This is a genomic window from Shewanella zhangzhouensis (assembly GCF_019457615.1).
In the GTDB taxonomy this organism is placed as follows: domain Bacteria; phylum Pseudomonadota; class Gammaproteobacteria; order Enterobacterales; family Shewanellaceae; genus Shewanella; species Shewanella zhangzhouensis.
In genome coordinates, this window is the sequence record NZ_CP080414.1 from 944,485 (window position 1) to 966,149 (window position 21,665).

The 21,665-nt window shown below is 54.8% G+C and carries 15 protein-coding genes; 9 read left to right on the forward strand and 6 right to left on the reverse strand.

Translation table 11 applies throughout. From position 1 onward, the window contains the following. Positions 1 to 8: 8 nt before the first annotated feature. Complete coding sequence (locus K0H63_RS20070) at positions 9 to 140, reverse strand: hypothetical protein (protein ID WP_258405654.1); 132 nt, start codon at positions 138 to 140, stop codon at positions 9 to 11. 150 nt (positions 141 to 290) lie between these two features. Here K0H63_RS20070 and trxC point away from each other — a divergent pair, with 150 nt between their 5' ends. The 3 genes from trxC to mtgA all read left to right on the forward strand — a co-directional run bounded on the left by trxC (position 291) and on the right by mtgA (position 2,504). Further along, complete coding sequence (gene trxC / locus K0H63_RS04065) at positions 291 to 713, forward strand: thioredoxin TrxC (protein WP_220066846.1); 423 nt, start codon at positions 291 to 293, stop codon at positions 711 to 713. A gap of 76 nt (positions 714 to 789) precedes the next feature. Beyond that, a complete protein-coding gene (locus tag K0H63_RS04070; RefSeq protein WP_220066847.1) occupies positions 790 to 1,665 on the forward strand; it encodes a hypothetical protein in 876 nt (291 codons plus the stop codon). A 101-nt stretch (positions 1,666 to 1,766) separates the two neighbouring features. Further along, positions 1,767 to 2,504 (forward strand): monofunctional biosynthetic peptidoglycan transglycosylase, encoded by a 738-nt coding sequence (gene mtgA, locus K0H63_RS04075; RefSeq protein WP_220066848.1) that lies wholly within the window; start codon positions 1,767 to 1,769, stop codon positions 2,502 to 2,504. A gap of 60 nt (positions 2,505 to 2,564) precedes the next feature. Here the strand turns inward: mtgA and K0H63_RS04080 are convergent, their stop codons facing one another. Further along, positions 2,565 to 3,095 (reverse strand): Hcp family type VI secretion system effector, encoded by a 531-nt coding sequence (locus K0H63_RS04080; protein ID WP_220066849.1) that lies wholly within the window; start codon positions 3,093 to 3,095, stop codon positions 2,565 to 2,567. A gap of 226 nt (positions 3,096 to 3,321) precedes the next feature. Here K0H63_RS04080 and K0H63_RS04085 point away from each other — a divergent pair, with 226 nt between their 5' ends. Together K0H63_RS04085 and K0H63_RS04090 are read left to right on the forward strand one after the other, a co-directional pair. Beyond that, positions 3,322 to 3,663: a hypothetical protein gene (locus K0H63_RS04085; protein ID WP_220066850.1), complete on the forward strand. Its 342-nt coding sequence runs from the start codon at positions 3,322 to 3,324 to the stop codon at positions 3,661 to 3,663. Between the two features lie 115 nt (positions 3,664 to 3,778). Then, the gene (locus tag K0H63_RS04090; protein WP_220066851.1) at positions 3,779 to 4,195 is read left to right on the forward strand and encodes a GFA family protein; all 417 of its coding nucleotides are present in this window, start codon (positions 3,779 to 3,781) and stop codon (positions 4,193 to 4,195) included. Positions 4,196 to 4,347: 152 nt separating this feature from the next. Here K0H63_RS04090 and K0H63_RS04095 read toward each other — a convergent pair whose 3' ends face one another. Both K0H63_RS04095 and katG read right to left on the reverse strand, forming a co-directional pair. Further along, positions 4,348 to 9,525 (reverse strand): S8 family serine peptidase, encoded by a 5,178-nt coding sequence (locus tag K0H63_RS04095; RefSeq protein WP_220066852.1) that lies wholly within the window; start codon positions 9,523 to 9,525, stop codon positions 4,348 to 4,350. A gap of 417 nt (positions 9,526 to 9,942) precedes the next feature. Beyond that, on the reverse strand, positions 9,943 to 12,159 hold the full coding sequence (gene katG / locus K0H63_RS04100) for a catalase/peroxidase HPI (protein WP_220066853.1): 2,217 nt from the start codon (positions 12,157 to 12,159) through the stop codon (positions 9,943 to 9,945). A 464-nt stretch (positions 12,160 to 12,623) separates the two neighbouring features. Here katG and K0H63_RS04105 point away from each other — a divergent pair, with 464 nt between their 5' ends. The 3 genes from K0H63_RS04105 to K0H63_RS04115 all read left to right on the forward strand — a co-directional run bounded on the left by K0H63_RS04105 (position 12,624) and on the right by K0H63_RS04115 (position 18,420). Then, positions 12,624 to 13,517: a DMT family transporter gene (locus K0H63_RS04105; RefSeq protein WP_220066854.1), complete on the forward strand. Its 894-nt coding sequence runs from the start codon at positions 12,624 to 12,626 to the stop codon at positions 13,515 to 13,517. Between the two features lie 113 nt (positions 13,518 to 13,630). Next, positions 13,631 to 17,485, forward strand: a complete 3,855-nt coding sequence (locus K0H63_RS04110) for a response regulator (RefSeq protein WP_220066855.1) — start codon at positions 13,631 to 13,633, stop codon at positions 17,483 to 17,485. Beyond that, positions 17,482 to 18,420: a GGDEF domain-containing response regulator gene (locus tag K0H63_RS04115; RefSeq protein ID WP_220066856.1), complete on the forward strand. Its 939-nt coding sequence runs from the start codon at positions 17,482 to 17,484 to the stop codon at positions 18,418 to 18,420. The genes K0H63_RS04110 and K0H63_RS04115 overlap by 4 nt, the downstream gene beginning before the upstream one ends. Positions 18,421 to 18,496: 76 nt before the next feature. Here the strand turns inward: K0H63_RS04115 and K0H63_RS04120 are convergent, their stop codons facing one another. Together K0H63_RS04120 and K0H63_RS04125 are read right to left on the reverse strand one after the other, a co-directional pair. After that, positions 18,497 to 18,760 carry a DUF2999 family protein gene (locus K0H63_RS04120; protein ID WP_220066857.1) on the reverse strand — a complete coding sequence of 88 codons (264 nt, stop codon included), beginning with the start codon at positions 18,758 to 18,760 and terminating at the stop codon, positions 18,497 to 18,499. Between the two features lie 158 nt (positions 18,761 to 18,918). Continuing rightward, positions 18,919 to 19,917, reverse strand: coding sequence for a catalase family peroxidase (locus tag K0H63_RS04125; RefSeq protein WP_220067803.1), 999 nt, complete (start codon positions 19,915 to 19,917; stop codon positions 18,919 to 18,921). A 337-nt stretch (positions 19,918 to 20,254) separates the two neighbouring features. On the opposite strand from K0H63_RS04125, the gene hflX reads away from it, so the two are divergent. After that, positions 20,255 to 21,586 (forward strand): GTPase HflX, encoded by a 1,332-nt coding sequence (gene hflX / locus K0H63_RS04130; protein ID WP_220066858.1) that lies wholly within the window; start codon positions 20,255 to 20,257, stop codon positions 21,584 to 21,586. Positions 21,587 to 21,665 lie beyond the last annotated feature (79 nt).

Sequence of the window (21,665 nt, forward strand, 5' to 3'; positions counted from 1 at the left end):
GCAGGATATTAAAAACGCCTCGGATTCAGTTCCCAATATTCCCAGCTTTCCAGCCCCTGAGCTTCGGCCAGTGCCATGGCACGGCTGTGCAGGGCCTGCGCTTCATTTATCACGCCCATGGCTTTTTTGGCTTCGCTCATTTGTGCCAGCCAGTCGGCACTTTGCTCGCCTGTGTTTTACCCTGAAAGAGTTAGCAGCAAAAGTGAATCATGCTGGCTTTTTCGCCTTGTAATGGCGGCGCGCAGCCCCCATGTTTTCTGTCATCCAGCCTTCTTTTTGGAGCCATTGTTATGATCCTTGCCTGCCCCCAATGCCACGGCCTGAACCGGGTGCCCGACGACCGACTCAGCGACGCCCCCAGTTGTGGTCGCTGTAAATCGCCCTTGTTTACCGGTGCACCGATTGAACTGACCGCTGCCAACTTCGACGCCCATGCCATCAAATCTGAGCTGCCTCTGGTGGTGGACTTTTGGGCGGCCTGGTGTGGCCCCTGCCAAAGCTTTGCTCCGGTGTTCAACGCGGCAGCGGCGGAGATTGAACCCGGTTTTCGCTTCGGCAAGTTAGATACCGAAACCCAGCAGGCTCTGGCGGCGCGGTTCGGCATTCGCTCCATTCCCACGTTGATGGTTATCAAGGGGGGCAAGATACTGGGGCAACAGGCCGGGGCCATGCCCAAACAGGCCTTTGCCCAGTGGCTGAAGCAGTTTTCTTGATAAATCAGCCGCTTTGACTTGCCATTGTGCTTCGATAGCCGGAGGATAAACCCAGGTGGCGCGGGGGAGTTGAACTATGCTGGATGTGCGTTGTGAAGAGCCGGGACAAGCACCCAGGGTCTTTTCCGTTTACGGGTTTGCCAAGCTGGGTGAAGCCACGCAGGAGCAGCTCAGGCAATCGCTGTTTTGCCTGGGTTGCGGCGCGCGGGCCTATTTTCGCCGCGCCTCAAGCGATGGCAAGGCGGCCTGCTTTGGCTCCCTCTACCACAGTGATAATTGCCCCGAATATCGTCCATCCAGCTCCAGCAAAGAACATGAGGCCGACATTGCGGCCGTGCGTCAGGCCATTGAACAGGAAGACGGCCTGAGTATTGATTTTGATGCGCCGGTGCGGCTTGGGCGCAAGAGTACCGGTCATTCCACCGCCTCATCCGTCAGGGAGCCGCAGGGTTCCTATGATGTCCATTCGCAACACACACCCAATACTCAAGCCAAGGCGGCCGGGCAACCAGAGGATACGCTGCAGACCCCAAAACTCGGGCTTAAAAAACTGCTCATGAGTTTATTGCGGGGCAGTGAACTTGCTGGCTCGGACCTTTGGGTCTACACCGATGAGGTACACCGCTGGCGTGCGAAAAACCTGTTTGTGAATTTTGCCGATGCGATTCCTACGGAAAAAGGCGCGCCGCGCATGTATTGGGGTACCTTGTCCCATGCGGATAACGACATGAATTGGCTAAATCCCACCGACAGCCGTGAGGTGGGCATTGCTATCTCTGATGTCCGCGAGGCTCTGCTCAAGCGATTCGGCATTAAAGAACGGGCTGACTTTGAAGGTGCGGGGATTATTCTTTTTGGCAAGTGCTTCTACACCAAGGATAAAAAACGCAAAATCATCAAACCCTGGAGCCAGGATCCCAAATGGGTTTATTTGCTGCCCGGCTTGGATTAGCCGTTTCCCCTCAGGACAGAAGACGAAATACGGATATGAGTCGAGAGTTGAAATGAGAATGAAGCGGATTCACCCAGGATGTGGGGATAGGGGCATTTGTCATGTCTGAAAAAAGCCAGGCAAGTGGCAACAAGCCCGGGTTACTCGTCCGCAGTTGGCGAGGATTCTGGCGCTGGAGTTTTCGACTCTTGCTGGCTTTTCTGCTGCTGTCTCTGGCATTGGTGCTGATGGTCAGCTTTATCAATCCTCCCACCTGGGCCTGGCGTATCGACAGGGCGCTGTTCCCCCCCAACGACAATATTCAGGTGCGCCACCAGTGGGTGCCATTGGAAAAGATTGCGGCCAATATGCAATTGGCGGTCATCGCCTCTGAAGATCAGCGCTTTACCCAGCACAACGGCGTCGACTTTGCGGCCATTAAAACGGCCATCGAAGACAGAGATCCGGGGGAGCCCCTTCGCGGTGCCAGTACCTTAACCCAGCAAACGGCCAAGAACCTGTTTCTCTGGTCTTCCCGAAGTCTGGTCCGTAAAGGGCTGGAAGCCTGGTTTGCTGTGCTGTTGGATACCTTAAGTGGCAAGCGGCGTACTCTGGAGCTGTACCTGAATATCGTGGAGTTTGGCCCGGGAATTTATGGGGTGGAGGCCGCCTCCCAATATTACTTCAACAAGGGGGCGGGCAAGCTCAGCACCAGAGAAGCCGCCTTGCTGGCCGCCTTGCTCCCCAACCCCTGGTCATATCGCATCAATCCCCCTACGGCCTACATGAACCGACGCGCCGATTGGATTGGTCGGCAAATGCGCCAACTGGGTATGGCAACCCTGAAAGACCTCGATTAGGTATGTGCTCTACCAAAATCCAGGGCTTGGGCACATCCATGAATGTGCCCAGAGCCGGGCTCAGCGGCATTTATGGCTGCTGGAACTGATACGGGTGACTTCGGGGGCGCCTGGGCTGCCATCCGGCCCGGGACGACGGTACTCAATTGACGCTTCATCGAAATGCAAAGTGATGTTCTCAGTCATGCGATCATGGCCACTGCCACCGGTTTGATAACTGGTTACAGTGACATTGCGCATGCGCATCTTAAAGTAGTCCTCAGTGCGGGCGGTGCCGCTCAGGGTCATGGAAATTTCGGCATCGGGATACTGAGTGCCCATCATTTGCCCCATCAAAATATCGACGGTGGCGCTGTCGGTATATTTGGCCAAAGATACATCCATAACACAAAGGCTGCCCGAGTTATTCATGCCATTGCTTGTACCCCAGCTCCAGCTGAGAAGTTCAATTTCCTCCCTGTGGGTATCGTCCTGGCTTTCGCCCTTGATATCGCCAATTTTTAAATAACCAGCCCCCTGAGCTGAGCCTACGGTCATTCCCAGGGCCAGGGCCGATACCATACCAAGTCTTTTCCATTGACTGACTCTCATCAGAATCTCTCCTTATGATTACAGAACTGTGCCGCCCATGCAGGCACAGGACTAAAGTGTAGGTCTCAGCGCTTATTCCTGCTTAGGGGGGTAAATCTCATTCCAAGGATTGATGTGTAGTCAGAGGCGTTTCTTTAAGGTGTGCAGTGGCTCATTTTAGTGTTGCGGCCATAACGTCAACGCCAACACAGGCACGGATATTTACCCGAGTAAAAGGAACTTACCCATGAAACACCTTATGATATTGCCTCTGCTCCTTGGTGCTTTGCTCCCCGCTGCTGCGAACGCCTCGGAAGAACCCGAGTTATCCGCCGAATTGTTCGAACAGGGACTACAGCAGACGCTCCAAACCATGCGCGGTAACGGCGTATTCAAAGCCGTGTCTGCCTGTGCCGGCATGAGTCAGGGGGCGCTTGAGCAAGCGGTGGTCAGGGAGCTCAGGCACTGCCACAGCGAATACAGCCGCCAGCAAGATTATGAGGCACTGGATGTGTGCCTGTCTGCCACCATGGAAAAGGCATCGGGCAAGTCAGAGGCCGAATTGGAAACCTGTATGATGAGCCGGTAGCCCCGGCTCCCGCAGGGGGAGGGTGGTGCTTAAACGGCCGGTTCACTGGACAGTGAGCCTGTTGTTGCCAACAATCGCAATATCCTCTGTTGAGTCGACCCGGGTGAACACTGTTATGGATAGCTCCCCAATTGCCCGCGGCGCTTGCCTGTGCGGCGCCATTCATGTGGAAATCGATTTGCCACCCAAGTGGGTCGCCCATTGCCACTGCACACAGTGCCAACATGCCCATGGGGCGGCATTTGTTACCTGGCTTGGGGTGAGTGAACTGGCTGCGCGCATCAGCGACCCTGAGCAGCATCTGCAGTGGTTTGCCTCATCACAGGCGGCGCGGCGGGGATTTTGCCGTCGCTGCGGCAGCAGTTTGTTTTTTACCTCCAGCCGCTGGCCGGGTGAGTTACACATAGTCCGTGCCTGCTTTCACGACCCCATAGTTCAGTTGCCCATGGCCCATGTGTTTTACGACACCCATGTGGATTGGTTTGAGGTGCGCGATAGTTTGCCCAAAAAAGCCGCCCAGGAAGTCGATTGATTTGCTTTTTATGCTGCTTGTTGCAGCAATGAAGGGATTATCGCAAAAGCGCTGGCCAAAAAAAGACCGATGGGGTTGCCATCGGTCTTTGGCTTTCACTTCGTTTGGGGTGGAGAAGGGTGACCAGAAAAAATCCTGGCCACCAAGGGGTTTTAATGGCGACGGCGCAGTGCTCCGGCTGCCATCAGCAGCAAGGCCATCCAACCCAGGCTGCCGCCTGAGCTGTTGTTGGCAGGGGTGGTTTCAGTGACGGGAGCTGCCGCCACCTTCACTATTACCTCTGCCTCGTCTTCATCCATGCCGTCAGACACTGTCACTGTGAAACTGTGCTCACCCACTGACAGGCCAGTCACAGTAGTGACAGCAGCGCTGTCGTCACCGATGGTGCCCGGGCCATCCCAGCTGAATGTCAGGTTGTCACCGTCCATGTCAACCGAGCTGCTGGCATCCAGGGTGATGGTTTGACCCTCGGTGATGGCAAACTCGGCATTGGCGGTTTTGGCAACCGGCGCATCCTGCTCCGGGGTGACTGTCAGCATAAAGCTGACGCTGGCCTGATCGCTGGCATGCTCGTTGTCCTGCACTGTCACTGTTACCAGGGTTTCACCGAAGAAGTCGGCATCGGGCTTGAGGCTGAAGCTGCTGCCATTGATCTCGGCCTGTACATGCTCACCGGTCACAATCACATGGTTGCTCACTTTATTGGCATCCAGATAGAAGACTTCGATGCCACTCAGCTCACCGTCTTCGGCCACCTGCATATCGGGCAGGGCAGCGACTTTCAGATCGCTGTTGACCACAAGGGTGCGGCTGGTGGTTTTTTCCATCTGTCCTTCTACGCTCTGAGTCAGCAGGACTTCCAGCGTCTTACCCACGGCTTGAGGCTGAACAACCGCCTTCACCTTCATGTCGATGGCGCTCTGCTCGGGACCCTGGTAATCGAAACACATCACCATGTTGTCTTCGAGTACCTCATCCAGATTGTCAAAACCAACCATGGTGTAGAGATAGCCGTCTTTTGGACCGACGTTGGATGAGTAAGGGCTGTCGAAACCTTCTACATAGATGGTGCCTTTGGCCAGGTTTGCACCCAGGTTGTCGTAGGCAAAGATCATCTCGAAGCGGTTGTCACGGAAGTCCAGGTTGGGACGCAATATCACTTGATAGTCATATTCATCGCCGGTTTGCGTATCTGTGACGTTATCGAACTCCATAAACAGCAGATCACCCAGATCCGGACGGTCCGCATCGTACTGAGCCGCAATGGTCAAACCCCATGGGTCATCGGGGTGACGACGGTTTTTGGCTTCGAAGCTGCCACGCCAGAAGGGGTTGACTGACTCATACAGGAAGCCGGGACCACGCACATAGTTCATCATCCAGTATGCGCTGTTGAACTGCATGGCACCCACGGCGTGCATACGGATGAAACCGCCATTGTTCTGGTTGTAGAGTTTGAACTGTTCCTGATCCATACCCCAGAACAGCCAGTTCATGGGCACATCGTTAAAGGCACGATAGTCACCCACATGCCAACTGTGCTCCGGCTGAATACCAAACTCGCGCAGGTCGATGTAGCCCCCATCGGAGTACTCATCAATCATGGGAGTGCGGCATTGGGCCGAGGTCAGGCTGTTGGTCACCACATATTCACGCTGAATGTTACGGGTGCTCAGCTGGTTGCCACTCAGACTGAAGCCCTTTTCATCCATTTCCAGGTTGGTCAGCGCCTTGTCGTTGAGGGTCTTCAGGGTCTCGGGGGCCAGACGCATACCCTCGGGCAGGGTCAGCTTGAAGCTGAAGTCTCTGTCCTGTGACTCCAGGTTTGGCAGCATCGACAGGTCAATCTCAACCACGTCCATATTGCGTGCCTTATCCTGGCTGAGGTTAAAGGACACATTGTCCTTGCCGCGTCTCAGGGTGAGGGAGGTAAAGCCCAGGGTGCCTTCTTCGCCGGGCATGTTCCCCATATCGAAACCACCATAGAACACGTCACCTTCCACCGCTTGGGGCAGATCCCAGTTCAGGGTCAGCTCATAGTTACCATTACCATCGTGGGATGCCGGACCTTCAAGGTGGAAGTTGCCTGCGGCGCTGTCGTTACCCACCAGGGCAACGGCGGTGTTCACCTTGTACATCTGTTTGCCACTGCCCACGTTGGTCAGGGCAATCCAGTAAGTACCTGGCACTGGGTCCACCAGATCGCAGTAGTTCATCACGGCGTTGGATGACGACTGACATTCAAGTTCGGCATGGAACTCGTTGGTCAGGGCGTTTCTGTTGGCCGCCAGTTCCTCCTCACTTGGGATAAAGCTGTCGTTGCCGTTGGCATCGCGGCCCACACTGAGCACCGGGATTTGCTTGAAGTAGCGAGGATTGTCGTTGTTGTCATGACCGATAAGGTCTGCAGACTGGACCTCTATCATCAAACGCTTGGTGCCTTCCGGCACCACCACCTTGCTGAGCCCCCACTTTTCCACGTTGGCCAGGTTAATGAGCGGGCTTACCAGCCCCAATTCATGCTGTTCCACTTCGGGTTTAACCAGCCCATAGTATCTTGGGGTGAACTGGCTGTAGTTGTCGGTATTAACGACAAAGGTTTCAGCACCCTGCTCACGGTTGAACTCGATTTGCTTGGCAAAAGGCAATTGGTCGTAGTTGGACAGGGCCACCACAGGCATATGCAGCTCAGGCGAGTTTCCTGTGCTCTCGGTCAGCATCAGCTTGCCATTGAAGAGGGCATAGTTGGTATTGCCTTCCCATGGTGAGTCACCATCGTCCGGGTCAACCGCGTAGCGACTCACGCTTGGTACCGTCATTTTCACCATGATGGTCTGGGTTTCCCCGGCCTTCAGGCTGAATTGACTTGGGGTGGCAACCAGGGTCGCACCGTCCTCTTTCACCTCGGTGCTGACTGTCCAGCTGCCATCTTTGGTGGCCGTGACTGTGCGCATCCAGGTGCATTCTTTCTCACAGTTCATGTCAACCATGGATGGCAGGTTCAGCCAGTTGGCGATACCTCCGTTATTGGGGTTGGCAGCCATATAGCCATCAATGGTTTCATCCATGATAAGCCCGGTGGCGTCAGCCTTTGCCACATCAATGGCACCGGCACCAGCCATGAAGTGGTATGGCAGTTCAGTTGGCGTCGCACCGGTATAAGGCTGGTATTTCACCTCATTGGCGGTCAGCATCAATGCCGATTGGATCTCTGCCGGTGTCCAGTCAGGGTGCAGCTGGGTCAGCAGCGTCATGGCGCCGGCCACATGGGGCGATGCCATGGAGGTACCGCTCATCATGGTCCAATCGCTGGCAGAGGGATTGTTGGTAAAGGGTTGATCGTCGGCGTTGGCGGCATAGATGTTTACGCCGGGCGCCGTAACATCCGGTACCAGGTTATCGATATAGCGACTTGGGCCCATGGAGCTGAAGTAGGCCAGCAGATTGCCTTTCTCTTCGTCCAGCAGATAGTCGTTCACATGGGCAGTGATGGTGCCGCGGGCGGTGCCGTTACTGCGGTTGATCCAGTTTTTCAGGCTGTAACCCACGCTGGAAGAAACGTTAATCCCAGGAATGACAAAGCGGTCAGCCACCAGAGGGTCGCTGTAGTTCACGTTGAGCAGTACCAAACCACCGGCGCCACCAGCCTGTACGTTGATAGCCTTATCTACGCGGGGAATATCACCGCGTTCACAGACGACAATTTGGTCTGCGGTGAAGGTGCCTGCAGGGAAGGGCGCATTACAGGTTTTGGCTGCGTAACCATCGTTGGTGTTGGGATCGGGATAGCTTTCAGCCAGCACAAACTGACCGGAAATCTCATCGGTAAAGCCTTTGCCCGCGATGTCATTTTTCGGGATGGTGAAGGCAGGTCCGGTGGACTCAAAGGCCGTAATACTGGTTTTACCCGCATCCAGGGTTCTGTCGTGGGTAGAGGCCCCCACAGTGGTCACCCAGGGAGAGGTGTGGTCGGCACTGTAGAAATAGGGGCCAGAGTTACCGGCAGCGGCAGCCACGGAGATCCCGGCTTCGCGGGCAGACAGGAACGCCAGCTCCATTGGGTCTTCCCAGGGGAAGTTTTCGCCGCCACCGATGGAGAAGTTAATCACGTCCACGCCGTCGCGGATGGCATCTTCAAAGGCGGCTAGAATGGCTTCTTCAGGACAACCTGCATACGGGTCTCCACCACTGCCCGGCCAGCACACCTGATAGGAGATGATGTGGGCGCGGGGAGCCACACCCGAGGTGTGATCGAAGTTGAATGGCAGGTTTACACCGTCGCTGACCTTGTCGCCGTTGGCCGCCTGAAGAGGTGTATTTTCGATGCGATTACCGGCGGCAGTGCTGGCGGTGTGTGAGCCGTGGCCATTGTAATCTTCACCATTGCGGGGACGGATAAGCTTGGTCTGCCAGGAGTAATCCTGAAACTCGGGGGCGTTGTAGATTTCAGTAATCACTTCATAGGAATACACGCCAATCAGCTTGTCGTTACAGAGGCTGGCATCGGTCTGACAGTCACCCAGATACTGGCCGCCCATCTTTTCATGGCTGGCGGTAAAGTCGGCATCCGAGGCAAATGCAGGATGATCGGTATTCACACCTGTGTCGATAATACCCACCACCATGCCTTCACCCTGTGCCTTTAGGCCAGAGCTGGTATTGCCGTTCCAGGCGGCATCGGCATGGATAAACTCAGGACCACGGTCGGTACGCAATTTGAACACCCGGGTAGGGGTAATCTTTTTCACCCCGGGCACCTGCGCCATACGCGCGGCATCTTCCTGGGTCATGCGCACAGTGGCGGCATTGTTGGCCAGGGTAAACTGGTCCTTCAGTTCGAAGCGAGCGCCGTGGGCACTGGCTTTATTCAGGACACTCTGCTGCTTGCTCTTAAGCATGGACTGGTAGTGTACTACCTCAGATGCCTGAACCTGGCCTGGATTCAGTACACCGGACTTCTGCATCATTAAAGGCTTGGTGGCAGCATAGCCAGAGACACCACCATCATAGGTAGCCACCGGCTTGTCGTCGAACTGCACGATAAAGGTATGTTCACCCTTGATGGAGTCGTCGAACTCGAACACTTTTTGTTGGCGTCGATTCAGTACGTGATTCACTTTACCGGGGGCAAGGAAGAGGTCGCCGGTTTGATCTTCTTTACGCGACGTATTGAATGCCTCGATATCTTCGTTGGTAAAGGTGGGCACATAGAAGCCGCCCTTGTCGGCTTTCGCCATGCCAATCTCTGCCGCGGCATAGCCCGACATCCCCAGGTACAGGACACCGAACACAGCAGCTGCGCTGGCTTTGATAGGATGTTTCACTGTCATTAATGACTCCGTTCTTGTCGTTATTATGTTTCCATCCACAATTGTCGGTGCTGCCATGCCCTGCCGGTTATCGAAAAGTACGCATCCACTTTGCAACATTTTCAATGAGTTATACTTGCCGAACTGGGTGGGCAAAACCCACAAGTTGCGGATCTGATCGCAAATAAAGCGACCTGTTATAGCATTCCGAAGTAACGGAAACTGTACGAGTTTGTAGCAAGGTTGTTTGTTTTTGGTGTTGAATGTGGGTGTGTTTTCGAAGGGGTAAAGGCAGGGATATTGGCAAGGCCAAACAGGGAGAGCGCGCAGGGAAATGACCGAGAGGGTATAAAAAAGAGCAAAAATAAAGGCACTGCAGATTCCCCGATTATGTGGGGGCAGTGCCTTGATGGATATCAGCCAGTGACTATCCGAGCCTTAGATATCGAATCTGTCCAGATTCATCACCTTGGTCCAGGCGGCAATAAAGTCCTCGATGAAGCGGTCTTTACCGTCGTTGGCACCATAGACCTCGGCTACGGCACGCAGCTCGGCGTGGGAGCCAAAAATCAGATCCACTGGGGTGGCTGTCCATTTGAGCTTGCCGCTTTGACGGTCAAAGCCCTGGTAGAGACCTGCCTCCTTGGGGGATTTTTCCCAGCGGGTAGACATATCCAGCAGATTCACAAAGAAATCATTGCTGAGGGTCCCTGGTTTGTCGGTAAAGACACCATGCTTTGCCTTGTTGCTGTTGGCATCAAGTACCCGTAAGCCGCCTACCAGTGCGGTCATCTCGGGTACCGACAGGGTCAGCTGAGTGGCTTTTTCAACCAGGGCTTTGGCTGGTGGCAGATAGCTTTCTTCGCTGAAGAAGTTACGGAACGCATCGGCCTTGGGCTCAAGTACCGCAAAAGAGCTGACATCCGTCTGGGCAGCGGTGGCATCCATACGGCCCGGCGTGAAGGGCACTGTCACCGAGTAACCGGCAGACTTGGCGGCTTGTTCGATGGCGGTACCACCGGCGAGCACAATCACATCAGCCAGAGAGACTTTCTTGCCACCCTTGAGTGACTTGTTGAAATCCATCTGGATTTTCTCAAGCTTTGGCAACACCTTGGCCAGCTCTTTGGGATTGTTGACCTCCCAGTTGCGCTGAGGCTCAAGGCGCAGACGGGCACCGTTGGCGCCGCCACGCATATCCGTGCCACGGAAACTGGCCGCAGAGGCCCAGGCTGTGCGCACCAGCTCAGGGACAGCAATGCCGGAAGCCAGAATGGCCGATTTCAGGGCAGCAATATCATTGGTGTCGATAAGGGTGTGATCAAGTGCCGGGATCGGGTCTTGCCAAATCAGGGCTTCGGCAGGTACATCGCCGCCCAGATAACGGGTTTTTGGCCCCATGTCTCTGTGGGTCAGCTTAAACCAGGCCTTGGCAAAGGCCAGTTCGAACGCTTTGGGATCTTCACGGAAGCGGCTGGTGATTTCACGGTAGCTGGGATCTTCCTTGAGGGCGATATCCGTTGTGAACATGATGGGCGCGTGGCGCTTTCCGGGCACGTGGGCGTCAGGCACCAGATTGTCACCGGCACCGTTGGCGGGGATCCACTGGATGTGGCCGGCCGGACTCTTGGACTGGACCCACTCGAAGCCGTAGAGGTTATCCAGATATTGCATGGTCCACTGGGTTGGGCTGACAGACCAGGCGCCTTCCAGGCCGCTGGTAACTGTGTCTTCGGAGTGACCCTTGCCACACTTGTTCTTCCAGCCAAGGCCCTGAGCTTCAACTCCCTCTGAGGCAGGGTCTGCACCCACGCATTTGGCGGGATCGTGTGCACCGTGGGCCTTACCGAAGGTGTGACCACCGGCAATCAGGGCAACGGTTTCTTCATCGTTCATGGCCATGCGGCCGAAGGTTTCACGGATGTCTTTGGCGGCGGCCAGCGGGTCAGGTACGCCATTGGGGCCTTCCGGATTCACGTAAATCAGGCCCATCTGGGTGGCGCCAAGTGGTTTGGCAAGTTCGCCTTTTTCGTTGTGGCGTTTGTTGTCGAGCCATTTTTTCTCATGGCCCCAATCCACGCGCTCGGCTTCCCAGTCGTCAGTGCGACCGCCGGCAAAGCCGAAGGTTTTAAAGCCCATGGACTCAAGCGATACGTTGCCGGCCAGTACCATCAGATCGGCCCAGGATATTTTGCTGCCATACTTTTGCTTGATGGGCCACAGCAGTCGGCGTGCCTTGTCGAGGTTGACGTTGTCGGGCCAGCTGTTCAGGGGTTCAAAACGTTGTTGTCCACCGCTGGCGCCGCCACGGCCATCAAAAATGCGGTATACACCGGCGCTGTGCCATGCCATGCGGATAAAGAAAGGGCCATAGTGACCGTAGTCGGCTGGCCACCAGTCCTGAGAGGTGGTGAGGACGGTTTTGATATCGGCCTTTACCGTCGCCAGATCCAGACTGCCAAACGCCTTGGCATAGTCGTAATCTGCACCATAGGGGTTGGACTCGCTGCCATGCTGACGAAGGGGAGACAGATCCAGTTGTTCTGGCCACCAATAGCTGTTGGTGGTGGTTTCGGCCGCCTGGGTTTGGCCTGCGGCCAATGCCAGCGACAGTGACAGCGCCAGGGCTGACAAGGTTGGGAGCGTGCGTTTCATCTGCGTATCCTGTCCTTGGGGCACAGTGTCAATATTGACTGTGCCGGTTGTTATATGACACGGCAGGGGCCATGTCCGGTGATGGACCGGGGTGAATAACCGGAGTGAATAACCAGAGGTGCGTTTCACCCGGATCCTTGGAACGCTTTAGAAGGTAGTGGTAAAGTTTTGATCGTACTAAATGATTAATAGCGATTGTTTTAATCTGTAATTTAGATTTTGTTGTCTGACTCGCGCCAAATTGGGGCAATTGGGGTCTTGGTTTACCCTGCTCTGACAGCTGGCCTTAATGGTGTACTTTGTCGCTTTTTGAACGCGATTCCGGCGGTGCTGATGGCATGTATCAACCCCAGCGGTAAGCGACTGGGCTTAACTCTGGTGGTTCGGTTTGATTTTGCTTAATAGATTGTTTTTATTAGATAAGAATTGAGTGGTTTATGGCGGGAAGACAGGATGAAAACAAGATGATCAATACCCCAAAAAACCAGTCTCAGCGCTGGAACAGCCGACTGTGGTTTTTGACCGCGCTGACCATGCTGGCCTTTGCCGCCAACTCCTTGCTCTGCCGCGAGGCGCTGGCCTCGGGCAGCATAGATGCCGCCAGTTTTACTCTGGTGCGTATGGTCAGTGGTGCTGTGGTGCTGGCGATGTTGGCCCTGGCACAGGGGAAGGGGCAGGCGCTCGCCGGCAATTGGCGTTCTGCCACTGCCTTGTTGGGATACGCCGCTGCCTTCTCCTTTGCTTATCACAGCCTGAGTACAGCCACTGGCGCCTTGGTGCTCTTTGGTGCGGTGCAGGGCTCCATGATTGGTTATGGCTTCTGGGCCGGGGAAAGATTGGGGCCGCTGCAAGTGTTTGGTGTTGTGCTTGCCATGGTGGGATTGGGATGGTTTTTGCTCCCGGGCGTGGCCTCTCCGGACCCATTTGGTGCGGCCCTGATGTTGCTTGCCGGCTGCTGTTGGGGGGCATATTCCCTGTTGGGGAGAGGTGTGGCATCACCTTTGGCAGCGACAGCGGGCAACTTTGTCCGCGCCGTGCCTCTGGCATTGGTGCTCTATGGGCTTTTGGCGTTAAGCGGGCTGGCCGAAGTGACTGGGCAGGGAATCAATCTCTCCGGCATGGGCGTGGTCTATGGTATCGCCTCGGGGGCGTTGGCATCGGGGCTTGGCTATGCACTCTGGTACTCGGTGCTGCCACGACTGGAAGCCACCACGGCAGCCACAGTGCAGCTCAGTGTGCCCATTATCGCATCCTTTGGTGGCTGGCTGCTTCTTGGCGAGGCCATGAGTCTGCGGCTGATTGTCAGTGCCTTTGCCGTGCTCGGGGGCATTGCTCTGGTGGTCCAGCTAAGACGCTAACCCATAGAGGATAAAGGGAAAAAAGAGTATGCGCCTGCAGGCATAGCGGTCTATTATTTAAGCCACATCTTTTTTCAGCGCGTTATACACGACCTCATTGAACAGAGGGACTCATGCCAGGGACTCATTTGCTGAAGCCATCCTTATCACGTCAGTCGTTATTCTCCCTTTGGGTACCCGCGTTAATTTTAATTCTGGGTTATGTGGTTGGTGGCCAATTGGCCGACGGGCAACGCCTCGAAAATGATCAGCGTATCAAAGAGATCATGGCGGAAAGGTTAGAGCAGATAAGTACCGGGGTGACAGAAAAAGTATCCCTTTATCAATACGGGCTAAGGGGTGTACGTGGGGCGATGCTCACCTATGGTGTTGATAATTTTGACTATGCCCGCATGCAGTTATACACCCAAAGCCGAGATTACAGCCATGAGTTCCCCGGTGCCCGGGGCTTTGGTTTTATTCAATATGTGCCGGTTCCCGCGTTGGGCGGGTTCCTCGAAAACAGTGCCAAAGAACGGCCAGATGGAAACTTTGTTCTGCGTCAGCTAAATCCCCACCAGGAAGATCTCTTTATTATCCGCTTTATTGAGCCCGAAGCCCGCAATAAACAGGCCGTTGGTTTGGACATAGGCTCAGAGACCAACCGGCGTCAGGCAGCACTGAGATCGGCACGGGAAAACAGCGTTACCCTGACAGGCCCCATAACCCTGGTACAGGCAAGTCAGAAAAGTTTGCAGGGGTTTTTGATTCTGATGCCGGTATATCGAACTCCTGGCCCTGAAGCCAGCTCCGGGACTGGCTTGGCCAATCTGGTTGGCTGGAGTTATGCCCCCATCCTGATTGACGAGGTGCTCAGCACCATCTCAGGCCTTGAAGAACACCTGGCATTGGCTATTTATGATGTGACCGATGAAACGTCACAGCTGTTTTTCCAGCGCGGTGCCCATGATGTGGCACAAACCCAACATCAGGTAGACGCCAATATCAGTTTGTTTGGCCGGGACTGGCGCTTGAGCCTGTCACCGGATCCCGCCTTCATCCAGCGTATGGCTTTGCCGGAACCCCGGTCAACTTTGCTCGACGCCTGGCTTACCAGCCTCCTGATAGCCGTGCTGGTATACAGTGGCCAACTGATATGGATGCGCCGTGCGGTGGTATTGCAACATCGGCGCGAGCTGGCCAGTGCCGAAGAAAAAGCCCTGCTCAGTGCCAAGGCCAAGCTTGAGCAACTGGTACATGAGCGGACCTCACAGCTTGAAAAAATGGGCGTTCTGCAGCGGACCATTTTGAATGCGGCGGCTTACGCCATTATTGCGACAGATCCCGAGGGCACTATCACAGTGTTTAACCCCTCGGCCGAACGCCTGCTTGGCTACAGTGCCAGGGAGATGATTGGACTGCAAACCCCGGCCATTTTCCACCTTGAAGAGGAAGTGGTGCGCCGGGCGGCGCAGCTCACAGAAGAACTGGGCACCCCTGTGGAGCCCGGCTTCGATGCCTTTGTCGCCAAGGCAAGACAGGGCAAAGTAGATTCTCACAACTGGACCTATGTGAGTAAAAATGGCGACCGTTTCACGGTAAAACTCAGCGTAACGACTCTCTACGGTGAAGATAAGTGCATCATGGGGTATCTGGGGATTGCCTATGACCTCACAGAGCAGTTAAAGCGTGAGCGAGAGCTTGCCGATGCCCGGGAGCAGGCGCTGCAGGCAAGCCGTGCCAAGTCAGACTTTTTGGCCAACATGAGTCATGAGATCCGTACCCCCATGAACGCGGTACTCGGGCTTTTGCAAATGACATTGCAGACCGAATTGCCACCGCGGCCGAGGGACTATTTGCAAAAGACCCAGCAGGCAGCCAAATCTCTGCTGGCGCTCTTAAATGACATTCTGGACTTTTCCAAAATTGAAGCAGGCCGGATAGAACTTGAACGGCAAGGCTTTTCGCTGCAGCAACTGCTTGGGGAAATGGGCAGCATTCTGTCATCCCAGGTGCAGCAAAAAGACATTGAGCTGGTATATCAGGTCGCATCCATCGTGCCGGATCAGCTGATTGGCGATAGCCTGAGGTTGAGGCAAATTCTGCTGAATGTGTTAACCAATGCCATCAAGTTTACCGAGGCGGGCAACATAGTTACCCGTATTGATGCCGACCTGGGAGAAGACGGAGTCTGTCACCTGCATATTGAAATCCAGGACTCAGGTATCGGTATGACCGAAGTGCAGCAGGCCATTATATTCAAAGGATTTTCACAGGCCGACTCTTCTATTTCACGCCGCTATGGTGGCACGGGTCTTGGCTTGGCCATAACCCGTGAGCTGGTACATTTGATGAAGGGGGAAATCCGCGTCACCAGCAGCCCAGGTGTAGGCAGTACCTTCATCATCGATGTGCAGCTGGGGTTTGATGCCACTAAATGCAGCCCGGGAGCCCGCTTCAGTGGTATGAAGGTGTTGCTGGTGGAAGATAACCATACGTCCCGCCTGGTGTTCAGTGAGCTGCTGCGTGATCTGGGGTGTGAGGTCACGGCACTGGATAATGGTTTAACCGCCATGAACACGATAGAGCGCATGGCACCTGACTCGTTCGATGTGCTCTTGGCAGATTGGCAGTTACCCGGACTGGACGGGTTGGAACTGGCTTCATGGGTACGTCATCTGGCGTCTCTTTCCAGGCAGCCCGGTATTATTATCGTCACCGCCTATAGTCAGGCCATGCTCGAAGCGCAGCTCAAGCATCGGGAAGAGCAGTTTGATGCCACCCTGATCAAACCCGTGACCCGTGAGATGTTGAGTCGTTGCCTGCAAAGTGTGGTGGATAGCCACAGTGACGATAGCTTGAATATGTTGTCTCATCTGCCGTTGGCACCGAGTCTGGTTGGCAGGCGGCTCCTGCTGGTTGAAGATAATGCCACCAATCGCCTGGTTGCCACCAGTTTGTTGGGGCAGCTTGGCGCCGAGGTTACCGAGGCCGTGGATGGATTTCAGGCATTGGAGATTCTCAGCCGTCAGCAGTTTGATTTGGTGCTGATGGATATTCAGATGCCGGGGATGGATGGTTACCAAACCACCCGTAAAATTCGCAACGAGCTCATGCTCGCCGATTTGCCCATCATTGCCATGACCGCCAACGCCATGCCGGAAGATAAGCTGGCTTGTCGGGATGCGGGCATGAACGACCACATAGCAAAGCCATTTGAGATAGACGTGGTGGCGACGAAATTGCTTCAGTACCTCAGTACACCCGACCACCTGATGAGGCCCAGCGAAGCGTTGGCAGATGATGCGGACTCCTTGGCTGCTGCGTCCCTGCCGTCGGAAGTAGCCGGGATGCCTATTCCCAAGGATGCACTGCCGCAGTCTGTCAGACAATTTTCACAAACTAATGGCCTTGACTTGGAAGCAGCCTGCAAGCGCTTGGGTGACCGTGAGCTTTATAACAGGGTCATCGATCAGTTTTTACTGGATATAAGCGAGGCGCAGCGCTGTCTGTCAGTACCTGACATTGCCATGAAAGACGCACGAATTCAGTATCACAGTCTTAAAAGTGGTGCAGCCAGCTGCGGATTTACGGCACTCGCCCAGATCCTCAGAAATGCCGAGGCTAATTGTCGCGCCGACGCCGATGTGCAGGTGGCGCCCGATGACGCGGTCTTGAGAGCTCTGCCTGAGGCTATCTCGTTGCTTGAGCAGTTACAGCCGTTGCTGTCGCCACAGGCCCAAAGTGAAGGGGCAGTCTCACAGACTGCACTGCCACAGGCTGAACTGGCAGCACAGCTAATCACGCTGCAACAGCTCCTGAGCCAGTCGGATATGGCTGCGCTGGATTTGCTGGCAAGCCTGCGGGAACCTTTGGCAGAGCAGGATGCTGAGTTGACCGGGAAGCTGGTAGATGCAGCAAACAACTTGGATTTTAATCAATCACTTGTTCTATTATCGGCTTTTGAGGGATTAGAGAGGATAGGATGATAAATCAGGAGCAGCCATTCAAAGGCAAAGATGATGGACCGCCCAAGGTGCTGATAGTTGACGATAAGCCATCCAACATTCAGATAGTCCATCACATCATCAAAGACCAATACCAGGTGCTGATGGCCACCTCTGGGAAACGTGCCATTGAAATCTGCCTGGAGATGTTGCCTGACTTGGTATTGATGGACGTCATCATGCCCGAACTCAGCGGCCTCGATACCTGTAAACTGATGAAGCAGCATCCTGATCTGGTTAATATCCCTGTTATTTTTATTACCGGCCTGCAAGGTCAACATGACGAAAACGCCTGCTGGGATGCAGGTGCTGTGGATTTTATTTCCAAGCCCTTTAACGCCACCACCCTCAAAAATCGCATCAAGGCCCAGGTGACCCTTAAACGCCAGAGTGATTTATTGCGTCGGCTTGCTTTTTTGGATGGCCTGACAGGGGTGAAAAACCGCCATTTCTTTGATCAATACCTCGAGACTCAGCTGATGTTGGCCAGGCGCCAATCCCAGGCGATTTGTGTGCTGATGGTGGATATCGACTATTTCAAGCAGTACAACGACAGCTTTGGTCATCAGATGGGGGACGAGGCGCTGCGCTCGGTGGCACAGGCGCTGGGGGGAAGCTGCAGGCGCCCTGCAGATTTGGTGGCCCGCTATGGCGGTGAAGAGTTTGTGGTCGTACTGCCCAATACCCCAAAAACCGGGATAGAGCGGGTGATTGAACGTATTCAGGGGGCCATTGCCGAACTGGCTATCAGCCACCCGACATCGGCAACCGGCATTTTGACTGTGAGTATGGGGGGCATGATTTGGCTTGCCGACTACCAAAGCGCAGAGGCCCTGATAGGCGAGGCCGATAAACGCCTGTACCGCGCCAAAAGTCAGGGACGAAACCGAGCCTGCATTGACGTCAATATCCCCTGAACACCAATAAAAACGGCAGAATTGGATTCTGCCGTTTGTTTTACGTTAAGGGCCCTTATCTGGGCGAAGCAGGCGCTTATTGAGTCTGACTCTCATCAAACCGGGCCTTGGCAGCCTCAACTTTGGCAAAATCCAGCCCCAGCTCTTCCACGGCTTCTTTAATCAGCCCGGGATTCTGCATCACCAGCATCATCAGGCCCTGGAGTTTTTCCGGGGCAATACCAAGCTGACCCAGCACACCCATGGCCATCAGCGGGTTTTCGGTCAGGGTCTGGAACAGGCTTTTTACCTGCTCATCACTCACATTGTGCTCTTTAAGCAGCGCAATAATGGGGTTCATCGCGTTTCCTTCAACATCGGTCAAACATCAAGATGGGCTGATTCTAGCAGACTTGGTTGCAGAAGTTGATGCCTGCACCGTAGGTGAAGAGCAGTGTAAGCGCATGGATGGCATGCCGCCCGGCCTTGATTCTGGCCGGGCATTTCGCTGGGGAAGGCTTATCTGCGGCGAATAAAGGACTCAATGTACGCCGGTGTGCGGGCATTGAGTATCGGGTCGGCAGAAGGGGTAATGCCCTTTGGTAACAGCACAGGATTAAAGATGCCGTCACCGCACTGGCTAACCTCAGGGGCACTGTCCCTTATTCCATCAATCACCAGTTTGCCTGCCAATATGCGGGGGCGGGAATCAGGCCAACTGACGGTGGGATCGTTGATGATATCGCCTTCTTCGGCCAGCTGAATGTAGAGCTCCCATTCGGCAGCTTGTGCTGCTATGCGTGTCAGCAACTCGGCTTTGAGGAAATTGTCATCCATCCTGGCAAGCTCATCTTTACTCAGGCCCGCAGTGCCTGCCAGCGGCTCAAAAATCCACTTCCCGGCAATGGGCTCTGCTGTCTTGTCAGATTGAGACTGACGAAAATAAAAGCTGTTTACACCAAAGTAGCGGCTGCTCGCGAAGCTGGGGCTCGGTGGCAGCTGCGCCACGTAATCGAGAAAGCGTTTGGCATCGGGCTTATTGTCCTTAAGCCATTGCTTGCCTTGCGGCCCTTCCTTGATTTTGGTTTGGAAGCTGTAAAAGTCATCCAGATTACTGGCAAAGAAGATGGGCACATTGGTGGTAACAAAGTTAAGGCTTTCTTTTTCACCGTCGATTTTAAGCGACATAAAGCGCCCCGGGGTTTTGTCGGATAAGTTCGCATTGGTGCCGCCTAAGGAAAACCGTGCTGTGACCTTAATCGGTCCCTGATTGAAAAACGGAATATCCAGTTGCTGCTGCAATTCAGGTGCAGGGATAAAACTGCCGGAGGTACAAAAGCCTTTGGCGTGGTTCCTGAGTTTGACCTGTTTGCCCGCCTCTCGGCTGGCATCATCCAGGGTGCCATTCACGGCGTCCACCAACTCGGCAATGCTTTTTTCGCTGGCCAGACTGGCGGATGAAATCAGGCTGAGGCTGGTGATAAAGCAGACCTTGGCGAGGGATGCGTGTTTGACCATGTTCATGGCAACTCCATTTGATGATTAGAGAAGGGGTTCGCTGATGCATCAATAGACACGGCGGCCGGTAAAAATCTTTCAGCCGCAGGGAAAAAGCGAACGTTTGGCCTTCCCGGCAAAGCCTCGTTTTTTGCACAGGCTGCCCTTTTACAGGCCTTATGAGCCGGCAAAAAACCGGCCATTTAAGTGTTCTGAGCCTGACAAAAAGATATTTTTTTATCCTGGGCCCTGATGCTGGATTCTTGGGCGTATCTCTCGTATAACGTCGGCATCACAGCCCAGGTATTGGCTGTGGAGTCTTCCGCCTGAATCAGGTCTGCCCTCGCAGTGAGCCACTATGCCCCCAATCCAGGAACAAGCCGCCACCCGTGCGCTGCTCATCTCCATCCATACCCCCAACATAGGTGCCAAAGACGTGGAAAGCTCCCTTGCGGAGTTGGCCCGACTGGTGAGCACCCTTGGCTTTGCCGTACACGGAACAGAAACCCAAAGGCAGCAGTCCACCAAGCGCCTGTCGGTGCTTGGCACGGGCAAGCTGGAGCAGCTGGCCCGCATGACAGGCGCCTTGGACGAAGCAGACGATTCCCTCGCCAACATAGATGAAGCCGGGCTGGAGGCCTTTTTGGCGGGCAGTCAGCGTCAGCATGCCAATGTGGTGGTGTTCGACTGCGATTTAAGCCCAATGCAGCTCAGAAACCTTGAGGATGCCCTTGGGGTTGAGGTGTTTGACCGCACAGGCATTATCATTGAGATTTTCAGTCGCCATGCCAGCAGTAAAACCGCGCGCTTGCAGGTAGAGCTGGCACGGCTCAATTATTTAACTCCCAGAGTACGCCGTGAGCATGGCGGTGATAGACAGCGCACCGGCGGCCGCAGCGTGGGGGAGAGCGCCATCGAGCTTGAACGCCGCGCTATCCGTGACAAGCAGGCGGAGCTGAGGCGTGACCTGAAAAAGGTGCAGGAGGTAATGCAGGAGCAAAAAAGCAGTCGTGCCGATACGCCAACGGCAGCTCTGGTGGGTTACACCAACGCCGGTAAGTCCTCCCTGATGCGCGCGCTCACAGGCTCCGAGGTTCTGGTGGAAAACAAACTCTTCGCCACCCTGGATACCACGGTAAGGGCACTCGCTCCCCAGACCCAGCCGCGAATTTTGATTTCAGACACTGTGGGTTTTATCAATAAGCTGCCCCATGACCTGGTGCCTGCGTTTCACTCCACCCTGGAAGAGGCCAAAGACGCCAGTTTGCTGCTCTATGTGGTGGACGCCAGTGATGTCGATTTTCGCAGCCAGCTTGCGGTGGTGCGCTCGGTGCTGGCACAAATCAATCTGGGTGGAAAAGACAGGCTGCTGCTTTTAAACAAGGTAGATTGCCTCTGCGAAGATGTGCGCTCGGCACTGGCGCAGGAATTCCCCGATGCGCTTCAAATCAGTGCCTTGGCTCCAGAGGATGTGTCACGGGTACATCAGGCCATACTCGATGCCATCACCAATCAGATGCTCAGTGCCTGCTTTAACATTCCCTACGCTGCCAGCGCTCTGATGGGCGACGTTCATGGCAGGATGCAGGTCATCGATGAGCAGTACCATGAGTCGGGCATGCGCATCACGGTACGTGGCCGCAGTATGGATCTGGACAGACTCAACAAGCGCTTGCTGACTGGCTGCTAATCTCTGTCACTGCAATAGGAAATGCCAGGTGATACAGACCGCTGAAAAGGTTACCTACAGCTAAACACTCCGGAAAAAC